At 74.4% G+C, this 24,868-nt stretch carries 25 protein-coding genes; 11 read left to right on the top strand and 14 right to left on the bottom strand.

What is annotated here, in order from left to right:
* The first annotated feature begins 6 nt into the window (after nt 1-6).
* The 3 genes from PYR91_RS32500 (at nt 7) to PYR91_RS32490 (ending at nt 2,273) form a co-directional block, all read left to right on the top strand.
* The gene (locus PYR91_RS32500; RefSeq protein ID WP_279786112.1) at nt 7-573 is read left to right on the top strand and encodes a DUF3090 domain-containing protein; all 567 of its coding nucleotides are present in this window, start codon (nt 7-9) and stop codon (nt 571-573) included.
* Complete coding sequence (locus tag PYR91_RS32495; RefSeq protein ID WP_279786110.1) at nt 570-1,334, top strand: SCO1664 family protein; 765 nt, start codon at nt 570-572, stop codon at nt 1,332-1,334. Before PYR91_RS32500 ends, PYR91_RS32495 begins: the two co-directional genes overlap by 4 nt.
* Before the next feature lie 201 nt (nt 1,335-1,535).
* A complete protein-coding gene (locus PYR91_RS32490) occupies nt 1,536-2,273 on the top strand; it encodes an NRDE family protein (RefSeq protein ID WP_279786109.1) in 738 nt (245 codons plus the stop codon).
* 3 nt (nt 2,274-2,276) lie between these two features.
* Here PYR91_RS32490 and PYR91_RS32485 read toward each other — a convergent pair whose 3' ends face one another.
* On the bottom strand, nt 2,277-4,052 hold the full coding sequence (locus PYR91_RS32485) for a serine/threonine-protein kinase (RefSeq protein WP_279786107.1): 1,776 nt from the start codon (nt 4,050-4,052) through the stop codon (nt 2,277-2,279).
* Between the two features lie 240 nt (nt 4,053-4,292).
* Here PYR91_RS32485 and mshC point away from each other — a divergent pair, with 240 nt between their 5' ends.
* Entirely contained in the window at nt 4,293-5,516 is a 1,224-nt protein-coding gene (gene mshC, locus PYR91_RS32480; RefSeq protein WP_279786106.1) for a cysteine--1-D-myo-inosityl 2-amino-2-deoxy-alpha-D-glucopyranoside ligase, read from the top strand.
* A 140-nt stretch (nt 5,517-5,656) separates the two neighbouring features.
* On the opposite strand, the gene PYR91_RS32475 is transcribed toward mshC, so the two are convergent.
* From PYR91_RS32475 to PYR91_RS32425, 11 genes are all read right to left on the bottom strand, one after another.
* Nucleotides 5,657-6,106: a gas vesicle protein K gene (locus PYR91_RS32475; protein ID WP_279786104.1), complete on the bottom strand. Its 450-nt coding sequence runs from the start codon at nt 6,104-6,106 to the stop codon at nt 5,657-5,659.
* Nucleotides 6,087-6,332 carry a gas vesicle protein gene (locus PYR91_RS32470; protein WP_279786102.1) on the bottom strand — a complete coding sequence of 82 codons (246 nt, stop codon included), beginning with the start codon at nt 6,330-6,332 and terminating at the stop codon, nt 6,087-6,089. Before PYR91_RS32470 ends, PYR91_RS32475 begins: the two co-directional genes overlap by 20 nt.
* A complete protein-coding gene (locus PYR91_RS32465; RefSeq protein WP_279786100.1) occupies nt 6,322-7,263 on the bottom strand; it encodes a GvpL/GvpF family gas vesicle protein in 942 nt (313 codons plus the stop codon). Before PYR91_RS32465 ends, PYR91_RS32470 begins: the two co-directional genes overlap by 11 nt.
* Complete coding sequence (gene gvpJ / locus PYR91_RS32460) at nt 7,256-7,705, bottom strand: gas vesicle protein GvpJ (protein ID WP_279786098.1); 450 nt, start codon at nt 7,703-7,705, stop codon at nt 7,256-7,258. Before gvpJ (PYR91_RS32460) ends, PYR91_RS32465 begins: the two co-directional genes overlap by 8 nt.
* A complete protein-coding gene (gene gvpO / locus PYR91_RS32455) occupies nt 7,705-8,199 on the bottom strand; it encodes a gas vesicle protein GvpO (RefSeq protein WP_279786097.1) in 495 nt (164 codons plus the stop codon). The genes gvpJ (PYR91_RS32460) and gvpO overlap by 1 nt, the downstream gene beginning before the upstream one ends.
* Before the next feature lie 49 nt (nt 8,200-8,248).
* Nucleotides 8,249-8,470 (bottom strand): gas vesicle protein GvpG, encoded by a 222-nt coding sequence (locus tag PYR91_RS32450; RefSeq protein WP_279786095.1) that lies wholly within the window; start codon nt 8,468-8,470, stop codon nt 8,249-8,251.
* 15 nt (nt 8,471-8,485) lie between these two features.
* Nucleotides 8,486-9,472 carry a GvpL/GvpF family gas vesicle protein gene (locus PYR91_RS32445; RefSeq protein WP_279786093.1) on the bottom strand — a complete coding sequence of 329 codons (987 nt, stop codon included), beginning with the start codon at nt 9,470-9,472 and terminating at the stop codon, nt 8,486-8,488.
* A gap of 1 nt (nt 9,473) precedes the next feature.
* A complete protein-coding gene (gene gvpJ / locus PYR91_RS32440; protein WP_279786091.1) occupies nt 9,474-9,887 on the bottom strand; it encodes a gas vesicle protein GvpJ in 414 nt (137 codons plus the stop codon).
* Between the two features lie 60 nt (nt 9,888-9,947).
* Nucleotides 9,948-11,297 carry an SRPBCC family protein gene (locus PYR91_RS32435; RefSeq protein WP_279786089.1) on the bottom strand — a complete coding sequence of 450 codons (1,350 nt, stop codon included), beginning with the start codon at nt 11,295-11,297 and terminating at the stop codon, nt 9,948-9,950.
* Between the two features lie 4 nt (nt 11,298-11,301).
* Nucleotides 11,302-12,009, bottom strand: a complete 708-nt coding sequence (locus PYR91_RS32430) for a hypothetical protein (protein ID WP_279786087.1) — start codon at nt 12,007-12,009, stop codon at nt 11,302-11,304.
* Nucleotides 12,010-12,282: 273 nt separating this feature from the next.
* The gene (locus PYR91_RS32425; protein WP_279786085.1) at nt 12,283-12,762 is read right to left on the bottom strand and encodes a peptide deformylase; all 480 of its coding nucleotides are present in this window, start codon (nt 12,760-12,762) and stop codon (nt 12,283-12,285) included.
* A 225-nt stretch (nt 12,763-12,987) separates the two neighbouring features.
* Here PYR91_RS32425 and PYR91_RS32420 point away from each other — a divergent pair, with 225 nt between their 5' ends.
* The 7 genes from PYR91_RS32420 to PYR91_RS32390 all read left to right on the top strand — a co-directional run bounded on the left by PYR91_RS32420 (nt 12,988) and on the right by PYR91_RS32390 (nt 22,848).
* Nucleotides 12,988-14,352: an MFS transporter gene (locus PYR91_RS32420; protein WP_279786083.1), complete on the top strand. Its 1,365-nt coding sequence runs from the start codon at nt 12,988-12,990 to the stop codon at nt 14,350-14,352.
* Nucleotides 14,353-14,624: 272 nt separating this feature from the next.
* Nucleotides 14,625-16,760 (top strand): molybdopterin oxidoreductase family protein, encoded by a 2,136-nt coding sequence (locus PYR91_RS32415; protein WP_279786081.1) that lies wholly within the window; start codon nt 14,625-14,627, stop codon nt 16,758-16,760.
* Nucleotides 16,757-18,163 (top strand): FAD-dependent oxidoreductase, encoded by a 1,407-nt coding sequence (locus PYR91_RS32410; protein WP_279786079.1) that lies wholly within the window; start codon nt 16,757-16,759, stop codon nt 18,161-18,163. The genes PYR91_RS32415 and PYR91_RS32410 overlap by 4 nt, the downstream gene beginning before the upstream one ends.
* A complete protein-coding gene (nirB, locus tag PYR91_RS32405; RefSeq protein WP_279786077.1) occupies nt 18,160-20,574 on the top strand; it encodes a nitrite reductase large subunit NirB in 2,415 nt (804 codons plus the stop codon). Before PYR91_RS32410 ends, nirB begins: the two co-directional genes overlap by 4 nt.
* Nucleotides 20,571-20,927, top strand: coding sequence for a nitrite reductase small subunit NirD (nirD, locus tag PYR91_RS32400; protein ID WP_279786075.1), 357 nt, complete (start codon nt 20,571-20,573; stop codon nt 20,925-20,927). The genes nirB and nirD overlap by 4 nt, the downstream gene beginning before the upstream one ends.
* Nucleotides 20,924-22,093: a uroporphyrinogen-III synthase gene (locus tag PYR91_RS32395; protein WP_279786073.1), complete on the top strand. Its 1,170-nt coding sequence runs from the start codon at nt 20,924-20,926 to the stop codon at nt 22,091-22,093. The genes nirD and PYR91_RS32395 overlap by 4 nt, the downstream gene beginning before the upstream one ends.
* The gene (locus PYR91_RS32390) at nt 22,090-22,848 is read left to right on the top strand and encodes a CbiX/SirB N-terminal domain-containing protein (protein ID WP_279786071.1); all 759 of its coding nucleotides are present in this window, start codon (nt 22,090-22,092) and stop codon (nt 22,846-22,848) included. The genes PYR91_RS32395 and PYR91_RS32390 overlap by 4 nt, the downstream gene beginning before the upstream one ends.
* On the opposite strand, the gene PYR91_RS32385 is transcribed toward PYR91_RS32390, so the two are convergent.
* Both PYR91_RS32385 and PYR91_RS32380 read right to left on the bottom strand, forming a co-directional pair.
* Nucleotides 22,820-23,431 carry a hypothetical protein gene (locus PYR91_RS32385; RefSeq protein ID WP_279786070.1) on the bottom strand — a complete coding sequence of 204 codons (612 nt, stop codon included), beginning with the start codon at nt 23,429-23,431 and terminating at the stop codon, nt 22,820-22,822. The two genes, PYR91_RS32390 and PYR91_RS32385, sit on opposite strands and share 29 nt — an antisense overlap.
* 235 nt (nt 23,432-23,666) lie before the next feature.
* Nucleotides 23,667-24,521: a PAC2 family protein gene (locus tag PYR91_RS32380; protein WP_279786068.1), complete on the bottom strand. Its 855-nt coding sequence runs from the start codon at nt 24,519-24,521 to the stop codon at nt 23,667-23,669.
* Nucleotides 24,522-24,868 lie beyond the last annotated feature (347 nt).

Genomic DNA, 24,868 nt, shown 5'->3' with positions numbered 1-24,868 from the left:
CGGGCTATGCCGGTGTTCGATTACGATCCGCCAGAGAGGTTCGTGGCCGGTGCCGTCGGGCAGCCGGGTTCCCGCGCCTTCTTTCTCCAGGCGCGGGGTCATGGACGCATGACGACCGTCGGCCTGGAGAAGTTCCAGGTCGCGGTGCTGGCCGACCGGCTCGACGAGCTGCTGGACGAAGTGCTGCGCCGCAGCGGCGGAACCGCCCCCGTGCCCGCGATGGCCCCCGTCGAGCTGTCCGACAAGGCTCCCCTCGACCAGCCCATCGACGAGGACTTCCGCGTGGGCACCATGGCGCTCGCCTGGGACCCCGAGACCGCGCAGGTCGTCATCGAGGCGCAGGAGATCACCGGCGAGGAGGGCGAGGAGGACGAGCCGGAGGTCCTGGTCGACAGGCCCGACTCCGCCGTCCTGCGGGTGCACATCAGCGCCGCGGAGGCCCGCGCGTTCACCAAGCGCGCCCTGGAGGTCGTCTCCGCGGGCCGCCCGCCGTGCCCGCTGTGCGGGCAGCCGCTCGACGCCGAGGGCCACATCTGCGTCCGCCTGAACGGCCACCGGGGGGACCCTACGTGAGTGCAGAGAGCGACCCCCGGCTCAGCAGCATCCCCGGCGCCTCCGGGCTCGACGACGCCACCGCTCTGCGCCTGCTGCGCGAGGGCACCCTGGAGGTCGCGGGCCGTCTCGTCGAGGCCACGAACATGACCCTGTACTGCTCGGTCCGCCTCGACGGCGTGGTGGCCGAGTGCGTGTACAAGCCGGTGCGGGGCGAGCGCCCGCTGTGGGACTTCCCCGACGGCACGCTGGCCGCCCGCGAGGTGGCCGCCTTCGAGGTATCGGCCGCCACGGGCTGGCGCATCGTGCCGCCGAGCGTGTACCGCGACGGCCCCTTCGGCCCGGGCATGTGCCAGCTGTGGATCGACACCGACCCCGAGGTCGACCTGCTGGCCCTGATGCGCAGCCGCGACCCGGCGCTGCGCCGCATGGCCATCTTCGACGCGGTGGTCAACAACGCCGACCGCAAGGGCGGCCACCTGCTGCCGCTGCCCGACGGCCACATCTACGGCGTCGACCACGGCGTCTGCTTCTCCGCCGAGGACAAGCTGCGCACGGTGCTGTGGCAGTGGCGGGGCAAGCCGCTTCCCCGCGAGGCGGTCAACGTCCTGGCCCGGCTGGAGCGCGAGATCGAACGCGGCAGGCTGGGCCGCCGGCTGCGCGAGCTGCTCACCCTCTCGGAGGTCGAGGCCACATGGGATCGCGTGCGGCGCCTGCTGAGCACCGGCGTGCATCCGTTCCCCTCCGAAGACTGGCCCGCCATCCCCTGGCCGCCCATCTGACCACCGGCTCGTCCGACCGCTCCGCCCGTCCGACCCGCTTCGCCCCCTCCGGCCGAGAGCCGTCCACCACGCCGGGTCCTCGCCGTCGTGCCCCGGCCCCCTCCCGGCGTGCCGCGCCCGTCCCCGGCCACCGGCGGCTGAGGCGTACCCTGCACACGATGTGCCATCTCTACCGATCTGGAGGGAACGGGGTTGTGTACGGTGATTGTCGCTTTCGAGGCCGGGGCCGAGACGCCGGTCGTGCTGGCGGGGGTGCGTGACGAGTTCGCCGCGCGGCCCTGGCAGCCGCCCGCGGCGCACTGGCCCGGCCTTCCCGGCGTGGTCGGCGGGCGCGACGCGCAGGCGGGCGGCACCTGGCTGGCGGCCGATCCCGGCCTGCCCCGCGTGGCCGCGCTGCTGAACGGGATCGGCCCGGAGGCGCCCGCGCCGATCCGCAGGTCCCGCGGCGACCTCCCGTTGCGCGCGGTGCGCGCGGGCGGGCTGCCCGAGGGGTCCCTGGAGTGTTACGACCCGTTCCACCTGCTGGTCGCCGAGCCCGGCGGCGTGCGGCTGTGGAGCTGGGACGGCCGGCGGGTCACCGAGAACAAGCTGCCCGACGGCGTGCACGTCGTGGTCAACTCCGGCTGGGAGCCCGGCGACGGCGATCCCCGCGCCGCCCGCTTCCGGCCGCGCTTCGCCGCCGCCCCCCGGCCCTCCGCGCACGTCGCGGGCGACGACGGGGCGTGGCGGGCGTGGCGCGCGCTCGCGGGGGGAGACGGGTTGCCGGTCACCCACCCGGAGGCGCTGGTGGCGCTCCGCGAGCTGGAGGACGGCCGCGTGTGGGGCACGTCCTCGATCACGCTGGTGGCCCTGGGCGCCGGCGCCATGCGTCACGACTTCTGCCCGCGCCCGCAAGACCAGGCGTCCTGGTACACCGTGCCCCGCCCGCCGGCCCGCTGAGCCTCAGCACAGGACGCCGCCCCAGGCGATCGTCACCGTCTTGCCGCCCCCGTTGGAGGTGAACCGGACGCGAGAGGTGCTGCAGTACGGGGTGCCGTACGCCGTGATCGTGGCCGAGCTGCCCGCGCGGATGCGGCCATGGGTCGAGCTGAGCACGCCGCCCTCGGTGATCGACGCACGCCAGCGTACGGCGCCGCCGGGGGCCCTGAGCTTGATGTTGACGTGGAAGATGTAGTCGGACTTCACGCGCACGCTATTCGGGCTGACCAGCAGCACCGGCCGTGGCGGCGGGGTGCTGGGCGGCCGGGAGGCCGGCGGCGTCCGGGTGGGCTCGGTCTTCTCCGGGCTGGGGGAGGGCACCGGGGTCGGCTCGGTGGTCGGGTCCGCGCCGACGCCCGGGGTGGGCGTGGGGGACGGGGCCGCGGACGTCACGGGCGGGACCGGCACGGGGAGCGGCGCCGCTCCCGGATCCGGTGTGCCCGCCGGGTCGCCCGGGATCACCACCAGGGCGACCGCGACCACGGCGGCGAGCACGATGGCCGCCCCCGCGATGACGACGGCACGGGTGTGACGGCCCCGGTGGCGGTGCCTGGGCGGCTCGGCGCCGGCGAAGGCGGCGGGCCCGGGGGAGAGCGGTTCCCGCCGCCCCGGCTCCCCGCGCCGTTCCTCGGGCCGCCCGGGGCCCGCGGCTCCGCCCGGCCGCCCGGCGACCGGGGTGTCCGGCCGCGGGTTCGCGGGCCCGGACGCCGGGCCGGTCGCCTGGGATCGTTCCCATGAGGCGGCCCCGGCGGCGGGCGCGGCCTCCATGCGCGACGCCGGGGTCGCGGCCGTCGCGGTGAGCGAGGGGGCGACGAGCGGGCCGGCCTGCGGCGACGCGGGCGAGCGCGGCCGGGGCGCGGGCGGCACCGGGCCTTCGTACGGCGGCGGGCCGGCCGCCGGTCGCGCCGGGGGCGCGGCCTGCCAGGCGGCGATGGAGGCCGGGGGCGGCGCGGCGTCCGGCCCCGGCGCCGGGACGGCGGCCGGGCCGCCGGTCGCGCCGCCCTGGAGGATGGCCAGCGCGTCCCGGGCGGACGGCCGCCCGGCGGGGGTCTTGTCCAGGCACGCGGTGACGGCCCGCAGCAGCGTCCCGGAGAGCGCCGACACGTCGGGCAGCCCGTTGAGGATCCGGTTGATCACCGCCGGCACCGAGTCCTGGCCGAACGGGGGGCGCCCGGTGGCCGCGTAGACCATGGTGCCCGCCCACGCGAACATGTCGCTCTCCGGGCCCGGAGCGGTCCCGGCCAGGTGCTCGGGCGCGGTGAACGGGGAGGTGCCGATCACCCGCCCGGCGGCGGGACGGCCGTCGAGGGCGCGCACGACGCCGAAGTCGATCACGCGCGGGCCGTCCGGTCCGAGCAGCACGCACCCGGGCCGGAAGTCGCCGTGCACCGCCCCCGACCCGTGGACGGCCGCCAGCGCCGTCAGCGTGGCGACGGCCAGCCCGGCCATCTCCTGGGCGGGCAGCGGGCCGCGCCGCTCCACCACCTCGCCCAGCGAGGGGCCGTCGACGTACTCGCCCACGTAGTACAGGTGCCGGTCGTGCACGCCGTAGGCCAGGATCCGCGCGACGTGACGGTCGGTCACCCGCTGAGCGCGCCTCAGTTCGACCCCGAACGTGCGCCGGGCGTGCGCGTCCTCGTAGAACCGGGGATGCAGCAGCTTCACGGCCACCGTGGCGCCGGAGCCGGTCTCGCCGGCGTAGACGACGCCCTGCCCGCCCTCACCGATCCGCCCGGTCACCCGGTAGGAGGCGATCTGCTGGGGGTCAGTGGGTTCTAGGGACCTGAAAGCCGGCAAAATGCCCTCTCAAATTGGCGCGTTCCGCGGTGCCGAGCCCCCGACCCGTGAAGGCAGGATTCTTTCACGACGAGGGCCGTTGAAACTCGCATTTGCGGCATTGGCCACGCCGTGCCGTGTCGTCAGCAAAACGGACACCCCGGTGTGATCGGACCACCCCGGGCCATGGATAGGCTCAGGGACATGCGATCGTGGCCCGCCCCGAAGACGTCCCCACTGCCCGGTGCGGGCCCCGCCCTCCGGTTGTACGACACCGCGGCGGGGGAGGTCCGGGACACCGCGCCGGACCCCACGGCGCGGATGTACGTCTGCGGCATCACGCCGTACGACGCCACCCACCTCGGGCACGCCAACACCTACCTGGCGTTCGACCTCGTGAACCGCGTCTGGCGGGACGCCGGCCACCACGTCCACTTCACCCAGAACGCCACCGACGTCGACGACCCCCTGCTGGAGCGCGCCGCGCAGACCGGCGTCGACTGGCGCGACCTCGCCGACGACCAGATCGAGCTGTTCCGCTCCGACATGGAGGCGCTGCGCATCCTGCCCCCCGACGAGTACGTCGGCGTCACCGAGGTCGTCGACCAGGTGGCCGCGCTCGTCGAGGTGCTGCGCGACAAGGGCGCCACCTACCAGGTGGACGGCGACGTGTACTTCTCGGTCGCCACCTCGCCGAAGTTCGGCGCCGTCTCCGGCTACTCCGACGAGCGCATGCTGGAGCTCTTCGCCGAGCGGGGCGGCGACCCGGGCCGGCCCGGCAAGAGGCACCCGCTCGACTGGCTGCTGTGGCGCGCCGAGCGGCCCGGCGAGCCGTCGTGGCCGTCGCCGTTCGGGCCCGGCCGGCCCGGCTGGCACGTCGAGTGCACCGCGATCGCGCTGAACCGCCTGGGCAGCGGCTTCGACGTGTCCGGCGGCGGATCCGACCTGATCTTCCCCCACCACGAGATGGGCGCCAGCGAGGGCCACGTGGCCACGGGGGAGTGGCCGTTCGCCAAGGCGTACGTGCACGTGGGCATGGTGGCGCTCGACGGCGAGAAGATGTCCAAGTCGCGAGGCAACCTGGTGTTCGTCTCCCGGCTCCGCGCCGAGCACGAGCCGATGGCCGTGCGCCTGGCGCTGCTGGCGCACCACTACCGCGCCGACTGGGAGTGGACCGCCGACCAGATCGTCACGGCGGAGGCGCGGCTGGCGCGCTGGCGCGCGGCCGTCGAGGTCGCGTCGGGGCCCGACGGGGCCGAGCTGCTCCGGCGGGTCAGGCGGCACATGAGCGACGACCTGGACACGCCGGGCGCGGTCGCCGCCGTCGACGCCTGGGCCGAGCGGGCCCTCGCCGGCGAGGGCGACGACCGCGGCGCCCCCGCGCTGGTGCGCGCCACCGTCGACACCCTGCTCGGCGTCGCCCTGTAGCCTCGACGGCCCGCCGTCGCGGGGGCCGCGGGCGGTGGCGCGCGGCCTGTGACGGCGGCCCCGGCCGGCCCGTGTCCGCGTCCTGTGTCGCCCGGCCGTCCGTGTCGCCCGGCCGTCCGCGCGGCCCGCGTGCCGGCGGGTCAGTCGGTCGGCAGGAGGGTGCCGAGCGGGCCGAGGTCCAGGTTCAGGTCCGACGGCGACAGACCGAAGCGCTCGCACAGCTCCGTCATCGCCTCTTCCAGGCGCATCAGGGTGAGCCCCAGCGTCTCGATCTGGTCGTCCGACAGGTCGTCCTGGTCCATCCGCCGCACGGCCTGCCGCTCCACGAGCTGCCGCAGGAGCTCGACCAGCGTCAGCACCAGGCGGGTCAGGTCGCGCTCGACCGTCTCGGGATCGGCCCTGATCCGGAAGCGGTCGGCGCGCGCGGTGTCCGGACGGGCCTCCGGCGTGCCGGCGTGCCCGCGGGTTCCGGAGCCGGCCTCCGGCTCCTCGCCGGGGTCCCGGCGCCTCTGGCGGGTCTCGGGACGCGACGCGGCGCCGTTCAGCCTGACGGCGTGGCGGCCGGCGGCCTCAGAGCCGGGACGGTTCATGGCGGACCCCCGTGTCGAGCGGCTGGGACTCGCGGACCGACATCAGCAGCGCGCGCAGCGACACGCGCACCAGGTCGATGTCGGCGATGGACAGCACGATGTCGCCGGTGATCACGACGCCGCCCGCCAGCAGGCGGTCGAGCAGGTCGACCAGGGCCACCCGCTCGGCCGGCAGTCGCCCCTCGGCGGCCAGCGCGGCGCCGCGCGAGGCGGTCTCAGCCGCCATCGCGGTCTCCCCGTTCGTGCGCGGGCGCGTCGGGGGCGGCGAAGGAGTACGGCGCCCAGGGGCCGGTGAGCTCGATCACGATGCCCGGCTCGCTCAGCGCCTCCAGCGTGGCGGCGAACTCCTCGCGGCGGTCGTCGTCGACGAGGTAGGCGCCGTTGAGCAGCATCAGGTCGTCGCGGCCGGAGAGCTGCGGGTCCTGGGGGCGGTGGCGCCTGCTGTCCACCGCGACGGCCGCGAGCGCGGCGTGCAGCTGCTCGGCGCGCTCGGCCGAGATCCGCCACGCGGAGTCGCGGTCGCGCAGGCTGTTCTTGCGGCGCTGGAGGTAGGCCGTGCCGGGCCCCACCCCTCCGCGCCCGCTCGCGCCGTCTTCCGCGCGCACGCCGGACGCCGCCCCGCCGGACGCGCCGCCGCCCTCCCGGGCCCCGGGCTCCCCGGACGGCGCGCCGCGCCCGCCTCCGGAGGCGCCGCGGCCCGCCTCCCCCTCGTCCCGTCCGGCCGCCCCTGCGGCGGCCGGTTCGGCGACGCGCGGCGTGTACGCCTTGACGCCCCACTCGCGCCGCCCGGCCACCCGGGACAGCACGGCCACGAGGTCGTCGTGCCGCCGGTCGAGCATCTCGCGGATCTTGTCCTCGCCGCTGTACACCGTGACCAGGCGCACCGGCGCGGTGGCGGCCGTCGCGGCCACCGTCTCCACGACGTGGTGGTGGGCGCGGGCGGTCGCGCCGACCCAGTCGAGGTCCTCCAGGGACCGCCGCAGCGGCTCCTCGCCGAACTCCTCCAGCGGCACGGTGCTGACGTAGGCGACCAGCCCGCCGTGCGCCACGGCCCGCACCGGCGTCCCCGCCACACCGGTCAGCGCGTCGAGCACGGCGGGCTCCGGGCGGCCGGACTCGCCGGACACCGCGTACAGGTACGTGCCGGTCTCAGCCATCGCGGTCCTCCCGGGCGCGGCGGGCGCGGCGGGGCTCCTCGCGGGGCACGTAGGCGTCGCCGGCCGGCGCGGCGGAGGCGTCGCGGTCAAGGGACCGGGGCTCGGACTCGGCGTCCTCGATGGCGGCCAGCCTGCGGCGCAGGCGGCGGTTCTCCTCGACGACGTCGCGGTCCTTGGAGCTGAGCCACGGGTCGTGCTCCCACCAGTCGATCCCCAGCTCGCGCGCGGTGTCGACCGAGGCGATCAGCAGCCGCAGCTTGATCGTCAGCAGCTCGATGTCCAGGAGGTTCACGCGGATGTCGCCCACGATCACCACGCCCCGGTCGAGCACCCGCTCCAGGATGTCGCCGAGGTTGCCGCCCGAGTCGCGCGACGGCGCCGGCGCCCTGGCGGTGCCGTACGGCTGGGAGGCGCCGCGACCGGCCCACGTCGGGTCCGACATCAGTACGCCCCGCCCGTGTCGCCCTTGGCGCGTTTGTAGCTGCGCACCCGCCGGTAGGAGACCAGGTCGCCGCGCGAGTCGAGGTCGACGGCGTAGACGGCCAGGGTGTCGCCCGAGGACGGGACGCGGTGGTCCTCGACGACCTCGACCTCCACGGCCCAGCCGTCGCCCGACGGCTTCACCAGCGTGACGCCCTCGACGTCCTTGCCGGTCAGCTCGGTCATGTACCCGAGCCCGGCCCGCCCGGCGGTGGCGGCCGTCAGGCGCCCCGCCCCGCCGCCGTCCCGCCGTCCCGGCCGCCGCTCCGGCTCCTCGCCGGCGAGGTCGTCGTCCTCGTACTCCTCCTCGGCGAGGTCGCCCGCCTCGTCCAGGACCTCCTCGCCGGAGTCGTACGCCTCGACGTCCGCGTCGAGCGGCGCGCCGGCCCTCGCCCGGCGGCCCGCGCCGTACACGCGGGGGGCGTCCGGGTCACGCGGTCTCCGACTCGCGGGCACGACATCACTTCCTTCCGGCACCGCCCTCGGCGGGCCGCCGAGGGCCTGGTCAGGTGATCATCTGTCCGAGGATGTCCTCGACGGCCCGAGCCTCCTCCTCCTCGGAGATCAGGCCGGCCGCCCGCGCCTCCTCGACCTCCTCCAGCCGGCGCCTCACCATCGCCGGATCGTGCAGCTGCGCGTCCACCTGCTGCTCGATCAGCTCACCGACCTTGATCAGCAGTCGTACGGGAGCCAGCGGCCAGCCGACGAGCGCCGTGAACAGTCCCATCCGTCAGCCCGCCTCTCACATCTCCTGCCGCGTCTGCACGAAGTCGTAGGGCGCCTGCGGCCCGAGCAGGCGCAGCGTGATCCGGCCGTCCCACCGGACGCCGAACCCGTCCAGCGCCTCCTCGAACTCCGCCTGCCGCTCGGTCTCCACCAGGACGGCCAGGTGCGCGGCGTCCTCCTCGTGGGTGGGCGGCCGGATGGCGATCGCGACCGCGTGCGGCGCCAGCCCTTCGGCGAGCGTCCGCGTGTCGGCGTCCCGCTTGGCCTCGATCGCCTCGTTGACGAGCTCGCCGAGCCTGATGCGCGCGTCCCAGCTCGCGTCCTCGGGCAGGTCGCGGATCTGGTCGCGCATCCGGGCGGCCTCCGGGCGCTCGACGAGCACCTCCCTGAGCACCGTGTGCTCGTCGTAGCGAGCCTTGACGACGAACTGCACCCGGCCCTCCAGCTCCGCCAGTGCGGAGGCGAACTGGTCGTGGTGCGGCGTCAGCAGCTCGCCGACGATCGCCTCGGGGCTCTCCAGGACCGCGCCGAAGCGGAACGGCAGCACCGGCACCTCGGTGGCGACGTCGTCCAGGAGCTGCTGGTGGGCGACCAGGTCCTGGGGCTTGCCGATCGGGCGAGTCACGTGCAGGGGGCTGACCAGCGCCGCGACGTCCCCGTGCCGGACCAGGCCGATCTCGCCCGGCGGCTCCCCGACGCCGCGGGGCTCGGGCGTGAGCTCCACGTCGGCGGGCACGACGCCGTAGACGTAGATCCCGACGGCCCGCGCGGCCGGCGGCGGGGCCTTCCCCCGCTCCGCGTCACCGGAGGCCTCGGCCTGCCCGGCGCCGTCGGGGACCTTGGCCCGGCCGGGGCCGCGCGGGGCCTCGGCAGGGCTCGCGCGGCCCGGCGCCTTCGCCTCGCCCGCGCGCGGCGGGGCCTCGGCGGCGCCGCCGTGGGCCTTCGCCTCCTCCGCCTGGCGCTCGGAGCCCGTCTTGGCGGAAGTCGTGGTCGGACGTGCCATCTCAGTACTCCTCTCGCCCGCGGCGGCGGCGCGGCGCGGGCTGCTCGGCCGGCTCGCCGATGAAGTCGCGGAGCTTGTCGCCCGCCGCCTCCAGGGCGCCCTGGGCGACGCCCTTGGACTTGGACTTGGCCACGCCCTGGGTCATGTCCTGCATGACCTCGGGCAGCCCCTTCTGCTTCTCGCTCAGGTCGAGCCTGTTGACCGCCTGGGCGAAACGGAGATAGGTGTCGACGCTGGCCACGACGATGCGGGCGTTGATGGTCAGCAGCTCGATGCCCACCAGCGCGACGCTGACGTAGGCGTCGATGACGAGGCCCTTGTCGAGGATCGTGTCGATGACGTCGGCGAGCCCGCCGCCCGACGACGACGGACCGCCGCCCGCCGCTCCGCCCCCTGAGGGCTGCACGATGGTCATTCGCTCACTCCTTGGTGTCGATCCAGGGGACGCCCCCTCGGCCGTCCCGTGAAGGCGGGCTCAGCGGCGCGGTCCGCGGGACTCCTCCGGCTCGCCGCCGCGCGCACGTCTCCGGGGCGGTGGCTCCGGGCGCTCGCCCGGCTCCCGGCGCCGTCGCGGCCGCGGCTCCTCGGACTCCTCGTCCGCCGACCGGCTCCGCGCCGGGCGGCGGCCCTCCTCGCCCGCCGCTCCGCGCCGTGCCCGCCGCTCCTCCGGGCTGGACCGCCGGCGCGCGGGCCGTTCCTCCTCCGGCTCCTCGTCCTGTTCGGGCTCCTCGCCGTCGGCGTCGATCCGCTCGGACACCCCGGCCTCGCGCGACCGGCCACGGCGCCCGACGGGCCAGGGACGGCGGCGGCGGCGCGGCTCGTCGGCGGCCTGCTCGCCGTCCTCCTCGTCCTCAGGCTCGGCGCCCTCCTCGGCCTCCTGGTCCTCGGCCTCGGACGCGGCCTCCTCACCCTCCTCGGGCTCCTCGCCTTCCTCGGGCTCCTCGCCCTCTTCCAGGTCCTCTTCCTCATCGCGCTCGGCGTCCTCGGGCTCGCCCTCACGTTCGCGGCGCTCCCGCTCCTCCTGCTCCTCGCGCTCCTCCTCCTCACGCACGGCGGTCTCGTGGTCCTTGACCACCTCGCCCTCGTGGATGACGCCGCGCCAGCCCTCGACCTCGTCGGGGTTGAGCAGGCACACGGTCATGACGTGGCGCCGGAAGTGCTTGAACTCCAGCCGCGCCCGGCGGCCCTGTGCCCGCCAGATGATGCCGATGTGCTCCATCAGGCCCTTGGGGTAGTACTCCAGCGACATCAGCACCCGGGTCATGTCCGGTGTCTGCTCGTGGAAGGTCACGGCGCCGTCGACGTAGCCCTTGGCGCCCTGCGAGCGCCAGATGATCTTCTCGTCCGGCTCCTGCTCGCTGATCGTGGACTGCCAGGTGCGGCGCGACCAGAAGATCTTCGCCTGCCAGGTCAGCTTCTCGTCGCTCTCCTGGACGACCTTCTCGACCTTCTTCATGAAGCTCGGGAAGTCCTGGAACTGGGTCCACTGGTCGTAGACCAGGCGCCTGGGGGCGCCGATGTCCAGGGACTCGATGATGTTGAGGAACTTGAACTTCTTGCCCTTGCCGCCGCCGAACCCCAGCTTCTTCTTGATCCCGCCCCACGCCATCTTGGCCAGGCCCTTGATCCGGCCGGTGCCGCCCTCGGCGCCCGCGAGCTGGCCCATCGTCTTCAGGCCGCCGCCCTCGGCGACGCCGGTGAGCTGCTTGGTCACGCCCTCCACCCGGTGCCGCAGCGCGGAGAGCGCCAGCTTGCCCGCCATCTTCGCGAGCCCCGCTATCTGGTGCTTCAGCGGGTTCCCCGCCTGCTTTCCGTCGTCGGCCATGGACTCACCCCCGGTTCCGGCGGATCGGGCGCGAGCGCCGCGAAGGCTCCTCGCGCTGGACGCGGCCACGGGGCGCGGACTCCTCGTCCTCGTCCTCGTCGTCGTCAGGCTCGTCCAGCGGCTCGCGCGCGGCGCGCGCCCGGCCCTCCTGGGCGGCGGGCCTGCGCGAAGGCCGCGGCTCCTCCTCGTACTCCTCGTCGTCGTCCTCGAACTCGTCGTACTCGCCGGCCTCGTAGGGCTCCTCTTCCTCTTCGGCCGCGGGCCGCCGGCGCATCCGCCCGCGGGCCGCGCGCAGCCGCCCGGTCGCGGTGTCCCGCAGTCCGGAGGCGCCGCCCTTCGCCGCACCCGCGGCGCCGGCGGCGGCGTCCGTGGTGGCCTCCTCCAGCCCGGCGGCGACGTTGGCCGCGTGCTGGAGCGCCTCCGCCCGCTCCTGCAACCGGCCGCTCAGCGAGCTGACCTGCCGGCTCGCGGTCGCCTTGGCGGCCGCCTTGCCGGCCTGGAACAGGTCGCCGCGCACGCTGTCGACGATCTTCTCCAGGTCGGGGGAGGAGCCGAGCAGCTTGAACCCCTGTTCCAGGATGTTGCCCCGCGCCCCGCCCAGCTTGCCGGTCGCGCCGGCCACCGCCAGACCGATCAGCAGCTTGAACTTGCGGTGGCGGCCGAGAAGGTAGCCGACGGCCATGGCCAGGGCTACCTGCAGTCCACCTTTCACGGATGCCTCCTTGTCCGGCGTCGCTCGCGACCGCCGCGTCCGCCGGCTCTGCCGGGAAGCGGAGAGGGTCGGGAGCCGAGGCTCAGGCATGTGCCGAAAATCATGGTTTTCTACCCACGGTTGCCTTACCCGCCCATCGGGCTACACAACGCCCACTACAGGAAAAAAGCGACAGAGGGAGCAGTGGGCTATTCGTTTGCCCGGGCGGCGAAATTCACCACGTCGTCGAACGTGTGACCGGCCGGCGCGACGGCCGCCGGGTGCCGGCCGAGGTCAGCCGAGGGCGGCCAGGAACCGCTCCTGCTCGTCGGCGGGGAGCCGGTCGCTGAACAGGACCCCGTCCAGGTGGTCGGCCTCGTGCTGCAGGACGCGGGCCAGCGTGCCCAGCGCCCTGATGGTGACGGGCTTTCCCGACACGTCGCGCCCGCGGGCCAGGGCCGCGTAGGAACGCTCCAGGGGCCACCACAGCCCGGGTGCCGAAAGGCACGCCTCGTCGGCGACGAGCCTGCGCCCGGACGGCTCGACGCGCGGGTTGACCAGGTGCCCCGACCTGCCCTCCACGTCGAAGACGATCACGCGCAGCGGCACGCCGATCTGCGGCGCGGCCAGCCCGGCGCGCCCGGCCCCGGCGCGTGTGGTGGCCTGCAGGGCCTTGACCAGGTCGCGCAAAGAGCGGTCGAACTCCGTCACCGGGGCGGCGACGGCGCGGAGCACGGGATCGGAGTACAGCCTGATCGGCTGGACGCTGGTCATGCGCGCTCCCAGGGTGACGGCTCGGCGGGCGGTTCCTGGAATGAGGTTCCCAGCCGCCCGCGAAGGCAACCGTTGTTAAATCCATGTTGCTTTCGTGAGGCCTATAGATGACGCGTTTCCCAGGTGCGGGCCTCGTAACGGGCATATCTAACAACTGTCTCCGGAATGTGTGATGGGCCCACGTAGCGTCGGAACCTCTTGATCGACCGCAGAGCAGGAGGAACCGTGACGGTGACCGAAGCCCCACAGGCCGCGCCACGGAAAGGCCGCTGGATAACCCACTGGAACCCGGACGACTCCGCATTCTGGGAAGGCGGGGGCAAGGGCGTCGCCCGACGGAACCTGGTCTTCTCGATCCTCGCCGAGCACCTCGGTTTCACCCTGTGGACGGTCTGGAGCATCGTCGCCGTCAAGCTCGGCGCCTACCGCTTCTCCACCGACCAGCTCTTCTGGCTGGTGTCGCTGCCGAACCTCGTCGGATCGGCCCTGCGGCTGCCCTACACCTTCGCGCCCGCGCGGTTCGGCGGCAGGAACTGGACCGTGGTCAGCGCGCTGCTGCTGCTGATCCCGGCGGGGCTGCTGGCCGTGGCGGTCAGCGACCCCGGCACGCCCTACTGGATCTTCCTCCTGATCGCCGCCACCGCGGGGCTGGGCGGCGGCAACTTCGCCTCCAGCATGGCCAACATCACCTACTTCTACCCCGAGCGGAAGCAGGGCTGGGCGCTCGGCCTCAACGCCGCGGGCGGCAACATCGGCGTCAGCTCGGTGCAGCTCCTCATGCCCCTGGTGATCGGCGCCTTCGGGCTGGCGGCGGCGGGCCTGTTCTGGGTGCCGCTCATCGTCGCCGCCGCGGCCTGCGCGTACTTCTTCATGGACAACCTGGCCACCGCCAAGGCCAGCCCCCGCCAGCAGCTCAAGATCGCGGGCAGGGCCCAGACCTGGATCATGTCCTTCCTCTACATCGGCACCTTCGGCTCCTTCATCGGATACACCACCGCGTTCCCCCTGCTCATCAAGAGCCAGTTCCCCGACCAGACCGCGATGGTCACCTGGGCCTTCCTCGGCGCCCTGATCGGCTCGGCGACCCGGCCGCTCGGCGGGCGCCTGTCGGACCGCCTGGGCGGGGCCCGGGTGACGCTGTGGAACTTCGCGGTCATGGGAGGGGCCGTCGCGCTGGTCGGCGCCGGGCTGGCCACCCGCTCGTTCGTCCTGTTCTTCTGCGCCTACCTGCTGCTCGTCGGCCTGACCGGCGTGGGCAACGGCTCGACGTACCGCATGATCCCGGCGATCTTCAAGGCGAAGGCCGTCCAGGGCGTGGCTCCGGGAGACGACGTGGCGCACGCCGAGGCCGTGGCGAGGGGCAGGCGCGACAGCGCGGCCGCCGTCGGGCTCATCTCGGCGGTCGGCGCCTTCGGCGGCTTCTTCATCAACCGCGGGTTCGGCACCTCGATCGGCGCCACCGGCGGCGCGGGCGCCGCGCTGACCGCCTTCGCCGCCTTCTACGTCGCGTGCGCCGCGCTGACCTGGTTCTGCTACCTGCGCACGGCCGGCGTCGGACGCGCGCCCAGCCTCGCGGCGGTGCGCATCTAGCCGACCGACCCCACCACGCCCGTCGTGGCGGCCCGGCGACCACGGGCCGCCACGACGGGCGCGCTCCGGCCCGCGCCGGCCCGGCCCGGGGCGGCGCGCGCCCGTCCCCCGCACCGCCGGGGCGGGCACGAAGTGCGCACAGCGGACCGGGCGCCGAAGTGAACGCCGTTAGTGGCTTGTAGCACAGAGGTAACAGGAGGGACCCCCCGGTGAAACGGCCCGAAAGCACTATCGAACCCATGCCGCTCTCACTTTCCCTACCGGCGCCTGTGATGTCACAGGTCCATCTGGGAGCGGCCACGCACTGCCCGTACTGCGCGCTGCAGTGCGGCATGTACGTGACGCCGGCGCACGAAGGCGGCCCGGTCGTCACCCCGCGGCACGACATCCCGGCCAACGCCGGAGCGCTCTGCCAGAAGGGCTGGACGGCGGGTGAGCTGCTGACCAACGGCGCGCGCCTCACCTCGCCGCTCGCCCGCGCCGACCGCGCGAGCCCGCTCGAACCGGTGAGCTGGGAGGAGGCGCTGGCACGCGTCGCCGGCGCCGTCCGCGCCGTCCAGGCCGCGCACGGCCCGGACGGCGTCGCGGTGTTCGGCGGCGGCGGGCTGACCAACGAGAAGGCCTACCTGCTCGGCAAGTTCGCCCGGGTCGCGCTGGCCACCAGCCAGATCGACTACAACGGCCGGTTCTGCATGTCCTCGGCCGCCGCGGCCTCCACCCGCGCCTTCGGCATGGACCGCGGCCTGCCGTTCCCGGTGACCGACATCGCCGAGGCCGACGTCGTCCTGCTGGCCGGCTGCAACGTCGCCGAGACGATGCCGCCCTTCATGCGGCACCTGCCCGCCGGCCTCATCGTCGCCGACCCCCGCGAGACCCGCACCGCCGCCCGGGCCCGCCTGCACCTGCGGGTCACCCCCGGCACCGACCTCGCCCTCGCACTCGGCCTGCTGCACATCGCCATCACCGAGGGCTACGCCGACCCCGCCTACATCGAGGCCCGGACCACCGGCTTCCAGGAGGTGCGGGCGTCGGTGGCGTCCTGGTGGCCCGAACGCGCCGAACGCGTCACCGGGGTACCGGTGGCCCAGATGCGCGAGGCCGTGCGCCTGCTCGGCACGGCCGGCCGCGCCATGATCATCACCGGGCGGGGCGCCGAGCAGCACGCCAAGGGCACCGACACCGTGACCGCGTTCATCAACCTGGCCCTGGCGCTCGGCCTGCCCGGGCGCGCCGGCTCCGGCTACGGCTGCCTGACCGGCCAGGGCAACGGCCAGGGCGGGCGCGAGCACGGGCAGAAGGCCGACCAGCTCCCCGGCAACCGCAGGATCGACGACCCCGCCGCCCGCGCGCACGTCGCCGCGGTGTGGGGCGTCGACCCCCGCGACCTCCCCGGCCCCGGCCGCTCGGCGTACGAGCTGCTGGACGCGCTGGGCACCGACGGCGGCCCCCGGGCGCTTCTGGTGTTCGGCTCCAACCCGGTGGTGTCGGCGCCGCGCACCGGGCGGGTCGCCGAACGGCTGGCCGCGCTCGACCTGCTGGTCGTCTCCGACATCGTCCTGTCGGAGACCGCCGCGATGGCCGACATCGTGCTGCCCACCACCCAGTGGGCCGAGGAGCACGGCACGATGACCAACCTGGAAGGCAGGGTGCTCCTGCGCCGCCAGGCCGTCGCTCCGCCCTCGGGGGTGCGGAGCGACCTGGCGATCATCTCCGCCCTGGCCGCGCTGCTCGGCCGGGGCGAGGGCTTCCCCGGCGAGGCGCGCGAGGTCTTCGACGAGCTGCGCCGGGCCAGCGCCGGAGGCGTCGCCGACTACTCCGGCATCACCTACGAGCGCGTCGCCGCCGGCGCCATGTACTGGCCCGTCCCCGCCGAGGACCACCCGGGCACCCCGCGGCCGTTCCTCGACCGGTTCGCCACACCCGACGGGCGCGCCCGGTTCCTCCCGGTCGACCACCGGCCGCCCGCCGAGGACGTCGACGAGGAGTACCCCTACTACCTGACCACCGGCCGCGTGCTCGCCCAGTACCAGAGCGGCGCGCAGACCCGGCGGGTCGCCGCGCTCAACGACGCCGCCCCCGAGCCGTTCGTCGAGGTGCACCCCGACCTCGCCGAGCGCCTGCGCGTCGCCCAGGGCGACCTGGTCAGGGTCACCAGCAGGCGCGGCCACGCAGAGGTCGCCGCCCGGCTCAGCCGCGCGATCCGCGCCGACACCGTCTTCATGCCCTTCCACTGGGAGGGCGCCAACCGCCTCACCAACCCGGCACTCGACCCGGTGTCGCGGATGCCGGAGTTCAAGGTCTGCGCCGTCCGCCTGGAGCGCGCCGGCGGGCCACCCGGGGCGCCGCCGGGAGAGCCGCGCGTCGCGCCGGCGCCGGGCGCCCGCGCCGGACGGGGGCGGGAAGCGTGAGGGTCGTCATCGCGGGGGGCGGCATGGCGGGCACGCGCCTGGCCGCCGAGATCCGCCAGAGGGACGCCGACGTCGCCGTCACGGTGTTCGGCACCGAGACCCGCAGGCCCTACAACCGGGTCCTGCTGTCCAACGTCCTGGCCGGCACCGCCAGCGCCGACCAGGTGTGCCTGCCCGCGCCCGGCGGCGGGGTGACCGCCCGTCTCGGCGTCACGGTCACCGCCGTCGACCGCGCCTCCCGCACGGTCCGCACCTCCGCCGGCGACGTCGAACCGTACGACGTCCTGGTGCTGGCCACCGGAAGCGAGCCCGTCGTGCCGCCGATCCCCGGCGCCGCGCGGGCCATCGCGTTCCGCACCATGGACGACTGCGACCGCATCATCGCCGCCGCGGCGAACACGCCCGGCGCGGTGGTCGTCGGCGGCGGCCTGCTCGGCGTCGAGGCCGCCCGCGGCCTGGCCGGGCGAGGGCTGCACGTCACCCTGCTGCACCACGGCGCGCACCTGATGGAACGCCAGCTCGACGCCGAGGCGGGCCTGGTGCTCGAAGAGGCGCTGACCGCCCTCGGCGTGACCGTGCGCACCGGAGTCCGCGTCAGCGCGATCCACCCCCACGGGGCCGAGCTCTCTACCGGGGAGCTGCTGGAGTCCGGCCTGGTGGTGCTGGCCTGCGGCGTGCGGCCGGTGGTCGGGCTGGCCAGGGACGCCGGCCTGCCGGTCGACCGGGGCATCATCGTGGACGACCACATGCGCACCGCCGACCCGGCGATCTACGCGATCGGCGAGTGCGCGCAGCACGACGGCACGGTGTACGGCCTGGTGGCCCCCGCCTGGGAGCAGGCCGCCGTGGTGGCCGACCTGGTCACCGGGGCCGTCCCGGAGGCCCGCTACCGCGGGTCACGCCTGGTCACCCGCCTGAAGGCCAGGAGCATCGAGCTCGCCGCGATGGGCGAGACCCACCTGACCGACGACCCCGGGGACGCCGGCGGCGCCGTGGAGGTCGTCTGCTTCAGCCACCGCGCCCGGGGCATCTACCGCAAGCTCGTGATCAGGAACGACCGCCTGGTCGGCGCGATCCTGCTCGGCGAGGCGCCCACCGTCGGCACGCTCACCCAGCTCTACGACCGCGGCGCCCACCTTCCCGGCGACCCGGCGGGCCTGCTGTTCAACGGCCTGGACGCCGCCACGCCGGCCGACAGCCCGCTGCGCATGCCCGACTCCGCGCGCGTGTGCGAGTGCAACAACGTGACCAAGGGGCGCATCCGCGCCTGCTGGGAGAAGGGAGCCCGCGACGCGGCCGCCGTGGTGGCGGCCACCAGGGCCACGACGGGGTGCGGCACCTGCCGCGACGCCGTCGAGGGGCTCGTGGAATGGCTGTCCCAGCAAGAGGAGGTGCGCGCGTGAACGTCGTCGTCGTAGGGTACGGGCCCACGGCCCATCGTCTTGTCGAGACACTGGCCGCCAAGGGCTTCACCGGGTCGATCACGGTCATCGGCGAGGAGCCGAGGCCGGCCTACGACCGGGTCGCCCTGACGTCCTATCTGTCGGGCACCGGCGCCGAGGCCCTCACCTACCCCGTCCCCGGCGGGATCGCCACCCGGCTCGCCGACCGCGTGACCGCGGTCGACCGCGAGGGCCGCACGGTGACCACCCGGTCCGGCCACGTCCAGCCGTACGACGTCCTGGTGCTGGCCACCGGGTCGGCCCCCTTCGTGCCACCCGTCCCCGGCGCCGAGGGCGCGTTCGTCTACCGCACCATCGAGGACCTTGACGCCATCCGCGACGCCTCCCGGGAGGCCGAAGCCGGCGTGGTCGTCGGCGGCGGGCTGCTCGGCCTGGAGGCCGCGGACGCCCTGCGCGGCCTCGGCCTGGCCACCCACGTCGTCGAGATGGCCGGCCGGCTCATGCCGCGCCAGGTCGACGAGGGCGGCGGCGCGGTGCTGCGCAAGCACGTCGAGGGGCTCGGCATCACCGTGCACACCGGCGTCGGGCTCGACCGGCTGGAGGACGGCCGGGTGCTGCTCGCCGACGGCACGGCGATCGAGGCCGGAGTCGTGGTGTTCTCCGCCGGCGTCCGGCCCCGCGACGAGCTGGCCCGGCAGGCCGGCCTGGAGGTGGGGGCACGCGGCGGCGTCGCCGTCGACGAGGGCATGCGCACCAGCGACCCGTCGATCTACGCCGTGGGGGAGTGCGCCCTGGCCGGCGGCGTGGTCTACGGGCTGGTGGCGCCGTGCAACGCGATGGCCGAGGTGGCCGCCGACCGCATCCTCGGGGGCCGGGCGGTGTTCGCCGGCGCCGACCAGTCGGCCAAGCTGAAGCTGCTCGGCGTCGACGTCGCCAGCTTCGGCGAGCTGTCCGGCGCGCTGGACGTCACCTACATGGACCCGGTGAGCGGCGTCTACAAGAAGCTGTTCGTCAGCGACGACGCCCGCACGCTGCTCGGCGGCATCTGCGTCGGCGACGCCACCCCCTACGCCACGCTGCGCCCCCTGGTCGGCCGCGAGCTGCCGGCCGCGCCCGGCGACCTGCTGTTCGCCGGCACCTCCGTGACGGTGGAGCTGCCCGACGACGCGCCCGTGTGCACCTGCAACAACGTCACCCGGGGGCAGGTGCGCGCCGCGGTCGCCGAGCACGGCTGCACCGACGTCGCCGCCGTCAAGAAGTGCACCCGCGCGGGCACCACCTGCGGCAGCTGCGTGCCGGCGCTGGCGTCCATCCTCGCCTCGGAGGGCGTGGTCCAGAGCAAGGCGCTGTGCGAGCACTTCGACCACAGCAGGCCGGAGCTGTTCGACATCGCCCGCGTGCGCGGCATCAGCACCTTCTCCCGGCTCATCGCCGAGCACGGCAGGGGGCGCGGCTGCGACATCTGCAAGCCGGTCGTCGCCTCCATCCTGGCGTCGCTCAACAACGGGCACGTGCTGGAGGGGGAGCGGGCGGCGCTGCAGGACACCAACGACCACTTCCTGGCCAACATCCAGAAGAACGGCACCTACTCGGTGGTGCCGCGCATCCCCGGCGGCGAGATCACCCCCGAGAAGCTCATCGTGATCGGCGAGGTCGCCCGCGACTTCGGCCTCTACACCAAGATCACCGGTGGTCAGCGGATCGACCTGTTCGGCGCCCGCGTCGAGCAGCTCCCCGACATCTGGAAGCGGCTGGTCGAGGCCGGGTTCGAGTCCGGCCACGCCTACGGCAAGGCGCTGCGCACCGTGAAGTCGTGCGTCGGGTCGGCCTGGTGCCGCTACGGTGTGCAGGACTCGGTCGGCATGGCCATCGCCCTGGAGATGCGCTACCGGGGGCTGCGCTCGCCGCACAAGCTCAAGTCCGCGGTCTCCGGCTGCGCGCGCGAGTGCGCCGAGGCCCGGAGCAAGGACTTCGGGATCATCGCCACCGAGACCGGCTGGAACCTTTACGTCGGCGGCAACGGCGGCTTCACCCCGCGCCACGCCGACCTGCTGGCCAACGACCTGTCCGACGAGGAGCTGGTGCGCGCGATCGACCGTTTCCTCATGTTCTACATCCGCACCGCCGACCGGCTGCAGCGCACCTCCGCCTGGGTGGAGTCCATCGGGCTCGACTACCTGCGCGAGGTGATCCTGCGGGACTCGCTCGGCATCTGCGCCGACCTCGACGCCGCCATGGCGCGGCACGTGGCCACCTACTTCGACGAGTGGCGCGCCACCCTGGACGACCCCGAGAAGCTGCGCCGGTTCGTCAGCTTCGTCAACGCCCCGGGGATCCCCGATCCGTCGATCGTCTTCGAGACCGAGCGCGGCCAGATCAAGCCGGTGCTCGTGGAGGTGGGAAGGTCATGACCGCCGTACAGGGAATCGCCGCCGGGACGCGCACCTGGATCCCGATCTGCCCCTACACCGACCTCATCCCCGAGCGCGGGGCCGCCGCGCTGGTGCGCGGGCGGCAGGTGGCGGTGTTCCGCACCCACGACGACCGCCTGTTCGCCGTCGGCAACCGCGACCCGTTCAGCGGGGCGCACGTGATGTCCCGCGGGATCGCCGGCACCCGCGGCGAGGAGCCCGTGGTGGCCGCCCCGATGCACAAGCAGACGTTCTCCCTGATCACCGGGGTCTGCCTGGACGACCCCACGACAGCATTGCCGACATATCCAACCCGCGTCACCAACGGCACCGTGGAGGTGAGCGTGGAATGACAGCCGCGCTTATGGACAATCCCCTGACGTCCCTCGAAACGGCGCCCGACGCGCTGGCGGGCTTCACGATCGGAGTGACCGCGACCCGCCGGCGCGAGGAGTTCGCCGCCCTGCTGGAGCGGCGGGGCGCCCGGGTCGTGCGCGCCCCGGCCATCCGGCTCGTGCCGCTCGCCGAGGACGCCGACCTGCTGGCGGCCACCCGCGAGAGCCTGGAGGTGCGGGTCGACGACGTCGTCGTCACCACCGGCGTCGGCTTCCGGGGGTGGATGGCCGCCGCCGAAGGGTGGGGGCTGTCCGCAGACCTGGCCGGGCACCTGGCGGGGGCGCGGCTGCTGACGCGCGGCCCCAAGGCGCGCGGGGCGGTGCGCGCGGCCGGGCTCACCGACCACTGGACGCCGCTCACCGAGTCCTGCGACGAGATCAAGAAGTACCTGCTCGACCAGGACCTGCGCGGGCGGCGCATCGTGGTCCAGCTGCACGGCGAGCCGCTCACCGGCTTCGTGGCCGCGCTGCGCGGCGCCGGCGCGACCGTGATCGAGGTGCCGGTCTACCGCTGGCTGCCCTACCGCGACACCTCGCCGCTGCGCCGCCTCATCACCCAGTCGATCTCCGGGTCGGTGGACGCCGTGGCCTTCACCAGCGCGCCCGCCGTGCACGCGATGCTGAACGCCGCCCGCGCCGAGGGCCTGGAGGACACGCTGGTCGAGGCGTTCAAGGGCCCGCTGGTCGCCGCCTGCGTGGGCCCGGTGACCGCCTCCCCGCTGCTGGCCAAGGGCATCCAGGTGATCCAGCCGGAGCGTGCCCGCCTCGGCGCGCTGGCCCGCGCCCTCGCCCGGCACCTGCCCGAGCACAGCGTCACCCGGGTGACGGCCGGCGCCCACGAGCTGGAGATCCGCGGGCACGCCGTCGCCGTCGACGGCGAGCTCAAGCCGCTGCCGCCCGCGCCCATGGCCGTGCTCAAGCGGCTCGCCGAGCGGCCCGGCCACGTCGTCGCCCGCTCCGAGCTGCGCGTGGTGCTGCCCGGCGGGCCTACCAGGGACTCAGCCGAGCACGCGGTCGAGATGGCGATCACCCGGCTCCGCCGCGCCCTGGGCCCGGCCGGCATCGTCGAGACCGTCGTCAAACGCGGTTACCGGCTGGCCTGCCAGCGGGGAGAGGTTCGTTGACCGCTCCCCGCCCGGCGTGGGCCGGGACCGTCGTCCTGGCCGCCCACGGCACGCGCAGCGCCCCGGGCGAGGCCACGCTGGCCGCACTCGCCGCCCGGGTCCGCAGGACGCGGCCGGGCCGCCGGGTGGAGCTCGGGTTCCTGGAGATCAGCTCGCCGCCGCTGGCAGAGGTGCTGGCCCGCGTGCCGGGCCCGGTCGTCGTGGTCCCGCTGCTGCTGGCGGGCGGCTACCACGTGCACATCGACCTGCCGACCATCGTGGCGGCGGCGCGGCCCGACGCCGTGCTCGCCGGCCCGCTCGGGCCGCACCCGCTGCTCACCTCGGTGCTGGCCCGCAGGCTGGCGTCCAGCGGGCTGCGGGCCACCGACACCGTCGTGCTCGGCGCCGCCGGATCCTCCGACCCCGCGGCCCTCGCCGACGTGCGCGCCGCCGCCCGTCTGCTGTCGGTGCGGCTGGCCCGCCCGGCCAGGGCGGCCTTCGCCTCGGCGGGCAGCCCGTCCGTCGCGCAGGTCATGGAGCGGGTGCGATCGGGCCCGGCGCCCCGGGTGGCGATCGCCTCCTACCTGCTCGCCCCCGGCTTCTTCCACGACCGGCTGGAGAGGTGCGGCGCCGACCTGGTCAGCCCGCCGCTGGGCGTCGACGACGACCTGGCCGCGCTGGTCTGGCACCGCGCCGACGAGGCCGCGGCCGCCGCTCCCGCCGCCTGGCGGCGCGCCGGGGGAGCCCTCACGACAGTGCCGGCGCGCGGGGCGTGACCACCTCCAGTCGCAGCTCCCGGACGATCTCGCGGGCGCCGTCGTCGCGGGACAGGCCCATGCCGGGGCCGATGAACATCTCGTAGTAGGCGTGCCGGAAGCACCCCGCCAGCAGCAGCCGGGCGCTGGCCTCCGGCGTCACGTCGGGGGACACGCGCCCGAGCCGCAACTCCAGGGCGAGGTACTCGGCCAGCGGGCCGATCTCGGAGGCGGGCCCGAGCTTGGTCGCGCGCAACGCCTCGCGGTAGCGCACGGTGATCGACGGCGAGATGAACGCGGGCATCGCCACGGCCTGCACCTCGGCGTAGTAGTCGATGCCGGCGCGTGCCACCGGCAGCAGGTTGTCGTTGACCCGGCCCTTCCCGGCCGAGTAGACGAGGTGGTCCAGGGTGCGCAGCCAGACCGGCAGGCGGTCTTGGAGCAGGGCCAGGAACATCTCGATCGCCTGCGCCGGCGTCGTGCCGCGCATCTGCGGGTAGACGGCCGCGTCGCCGCCGTCGTGCCTGATGAGGTCGGCCATCTCCAGGACGCGTCGCCGCGTCTCCTGTGCTCTCTTGTGCGGATCGGAATATGCAGTCGCCATGGGAGTCCCAAGGTGCGCGGTCACATGTACAGAGTCGGCGCACGGGGGGCGTTGGTTTACGATGTTCGTGAGCGTCTTCCGCTCCGTTATCGGATCGTTGCCCCGCGTGACGATGGCGCCCAGGCGTGAGGATTACGGATCGGCGCAGCGGCCAATTATTACCCGGGGGACGGCGGTCGCGCCGCCCATATCACCAACTATGCGAAACGCGACGGTAAGCCGCGGAACGTTCCGCTCAGCCGTCGGTGTCGTGGTCGCGGCGGCGCAGGTAGCGCTCGAACTCCGCGGCGATGGCGTCTCCGCTGGCCTCGGGGAGGTCGGCGGCGTCCTTGCGCTCCTCCAGCTCGCGCACGTACTCGGCCACCTCGGAGTCCTGGGCGGCGAGCTCGTCGACCCCGTGCTCCCACGCCCGGGCCTCGTCGGGCAGCTCGCCCAGCGGCATCGGGATGTCGAGCAGATCCTCCATGCGGCGCAGCAGCGCCAGCGTGGCCTTGGGGTTGGGCGGCTGGGCGACGTAGTGCGGCACCGAGGCCCACAGCGACACCGTCTTGGTGCCCGCGGCCCCCAGAGAATGGCCGAGCACCCCGACGATGCCGGTGGGACCCTCGTAACGGGTCATCTCCAGGTTGAGCGAGCGCGCCAGGCCGGGGTCGCTGACGGTGCCGACGATGGGCACCGGCCGCGTGTGGGGGGAGTCGTTGAGCAGCGCCCCCAGCAGCACGGCGGTCTCCACGCCCAGCTCCAGGCAGATGCCGACGATCTCGGAGCAGAAGGTGCGCCAGCGCATGTTGGGCTCGATGCCGCGCAGCAGCACGACGTCGCGCTCGCTGCCCGGGGGACGCGCGACCAGCAGGCGGGTCGTCGGCCACACGATGGACCGGGTCAGCCCGTCGCCCAGCTCGACCATCGGGCGGGTCACCTGGAAGTCGTAGTAGTCCTCGGGGTCGAGCTCGACCAGCGGGGTGGCCTTCCACTCCGTCTCCAGGTGCGCGAGCGCGCCGCTCGATGCCTCACCCGCGTCGTTCCAGCCTTCGAACGCGGCGATCAACACCGGGTCGACGAGCTCGGGAAGTCCTTCGAGCTCGATCACGCGCCGCCTCCTCCTTGCCCGGCTGAGGGCGCCCGGTGACCGGAACGTCCTCTCGGCCGCCGGCGGCGGCCCTTGTGCCCAACTAAGACTATTCGTTGACAGGCGTTCAGTGTCACGGACGGGGGGAGCCGGATGCGGCCGACCGGCCGGGCCCCGTACCGGCCCCGGCGCGGGTGGTCCACGCCCGCGGGCGAGGGCGACGACGGAGGGGGCCCCGCTAGTCTTAAGCCCATGAACAGCGCGCCCTCCTTCAGAACAGCTATGGCCCAGCGTGTCCTGGTCGCGGATGGGGCCATGGGCACGATGTTGCAGGCGTATGACCCGTCGTTGGATGACTTTGAGGGTCA

The organism is Sphaerisporangium sp. TRM90804 (assembly GCF_029846175.1).
Lineage (GTDB): Bacteria > Actinomycetota > Actinomycetes > Streptosporangiales > Streptosporangiaceae > Sphaerisporangium.
This window is presented reverse-complemented; position numbering and strand designations above follow the sequence as displayed.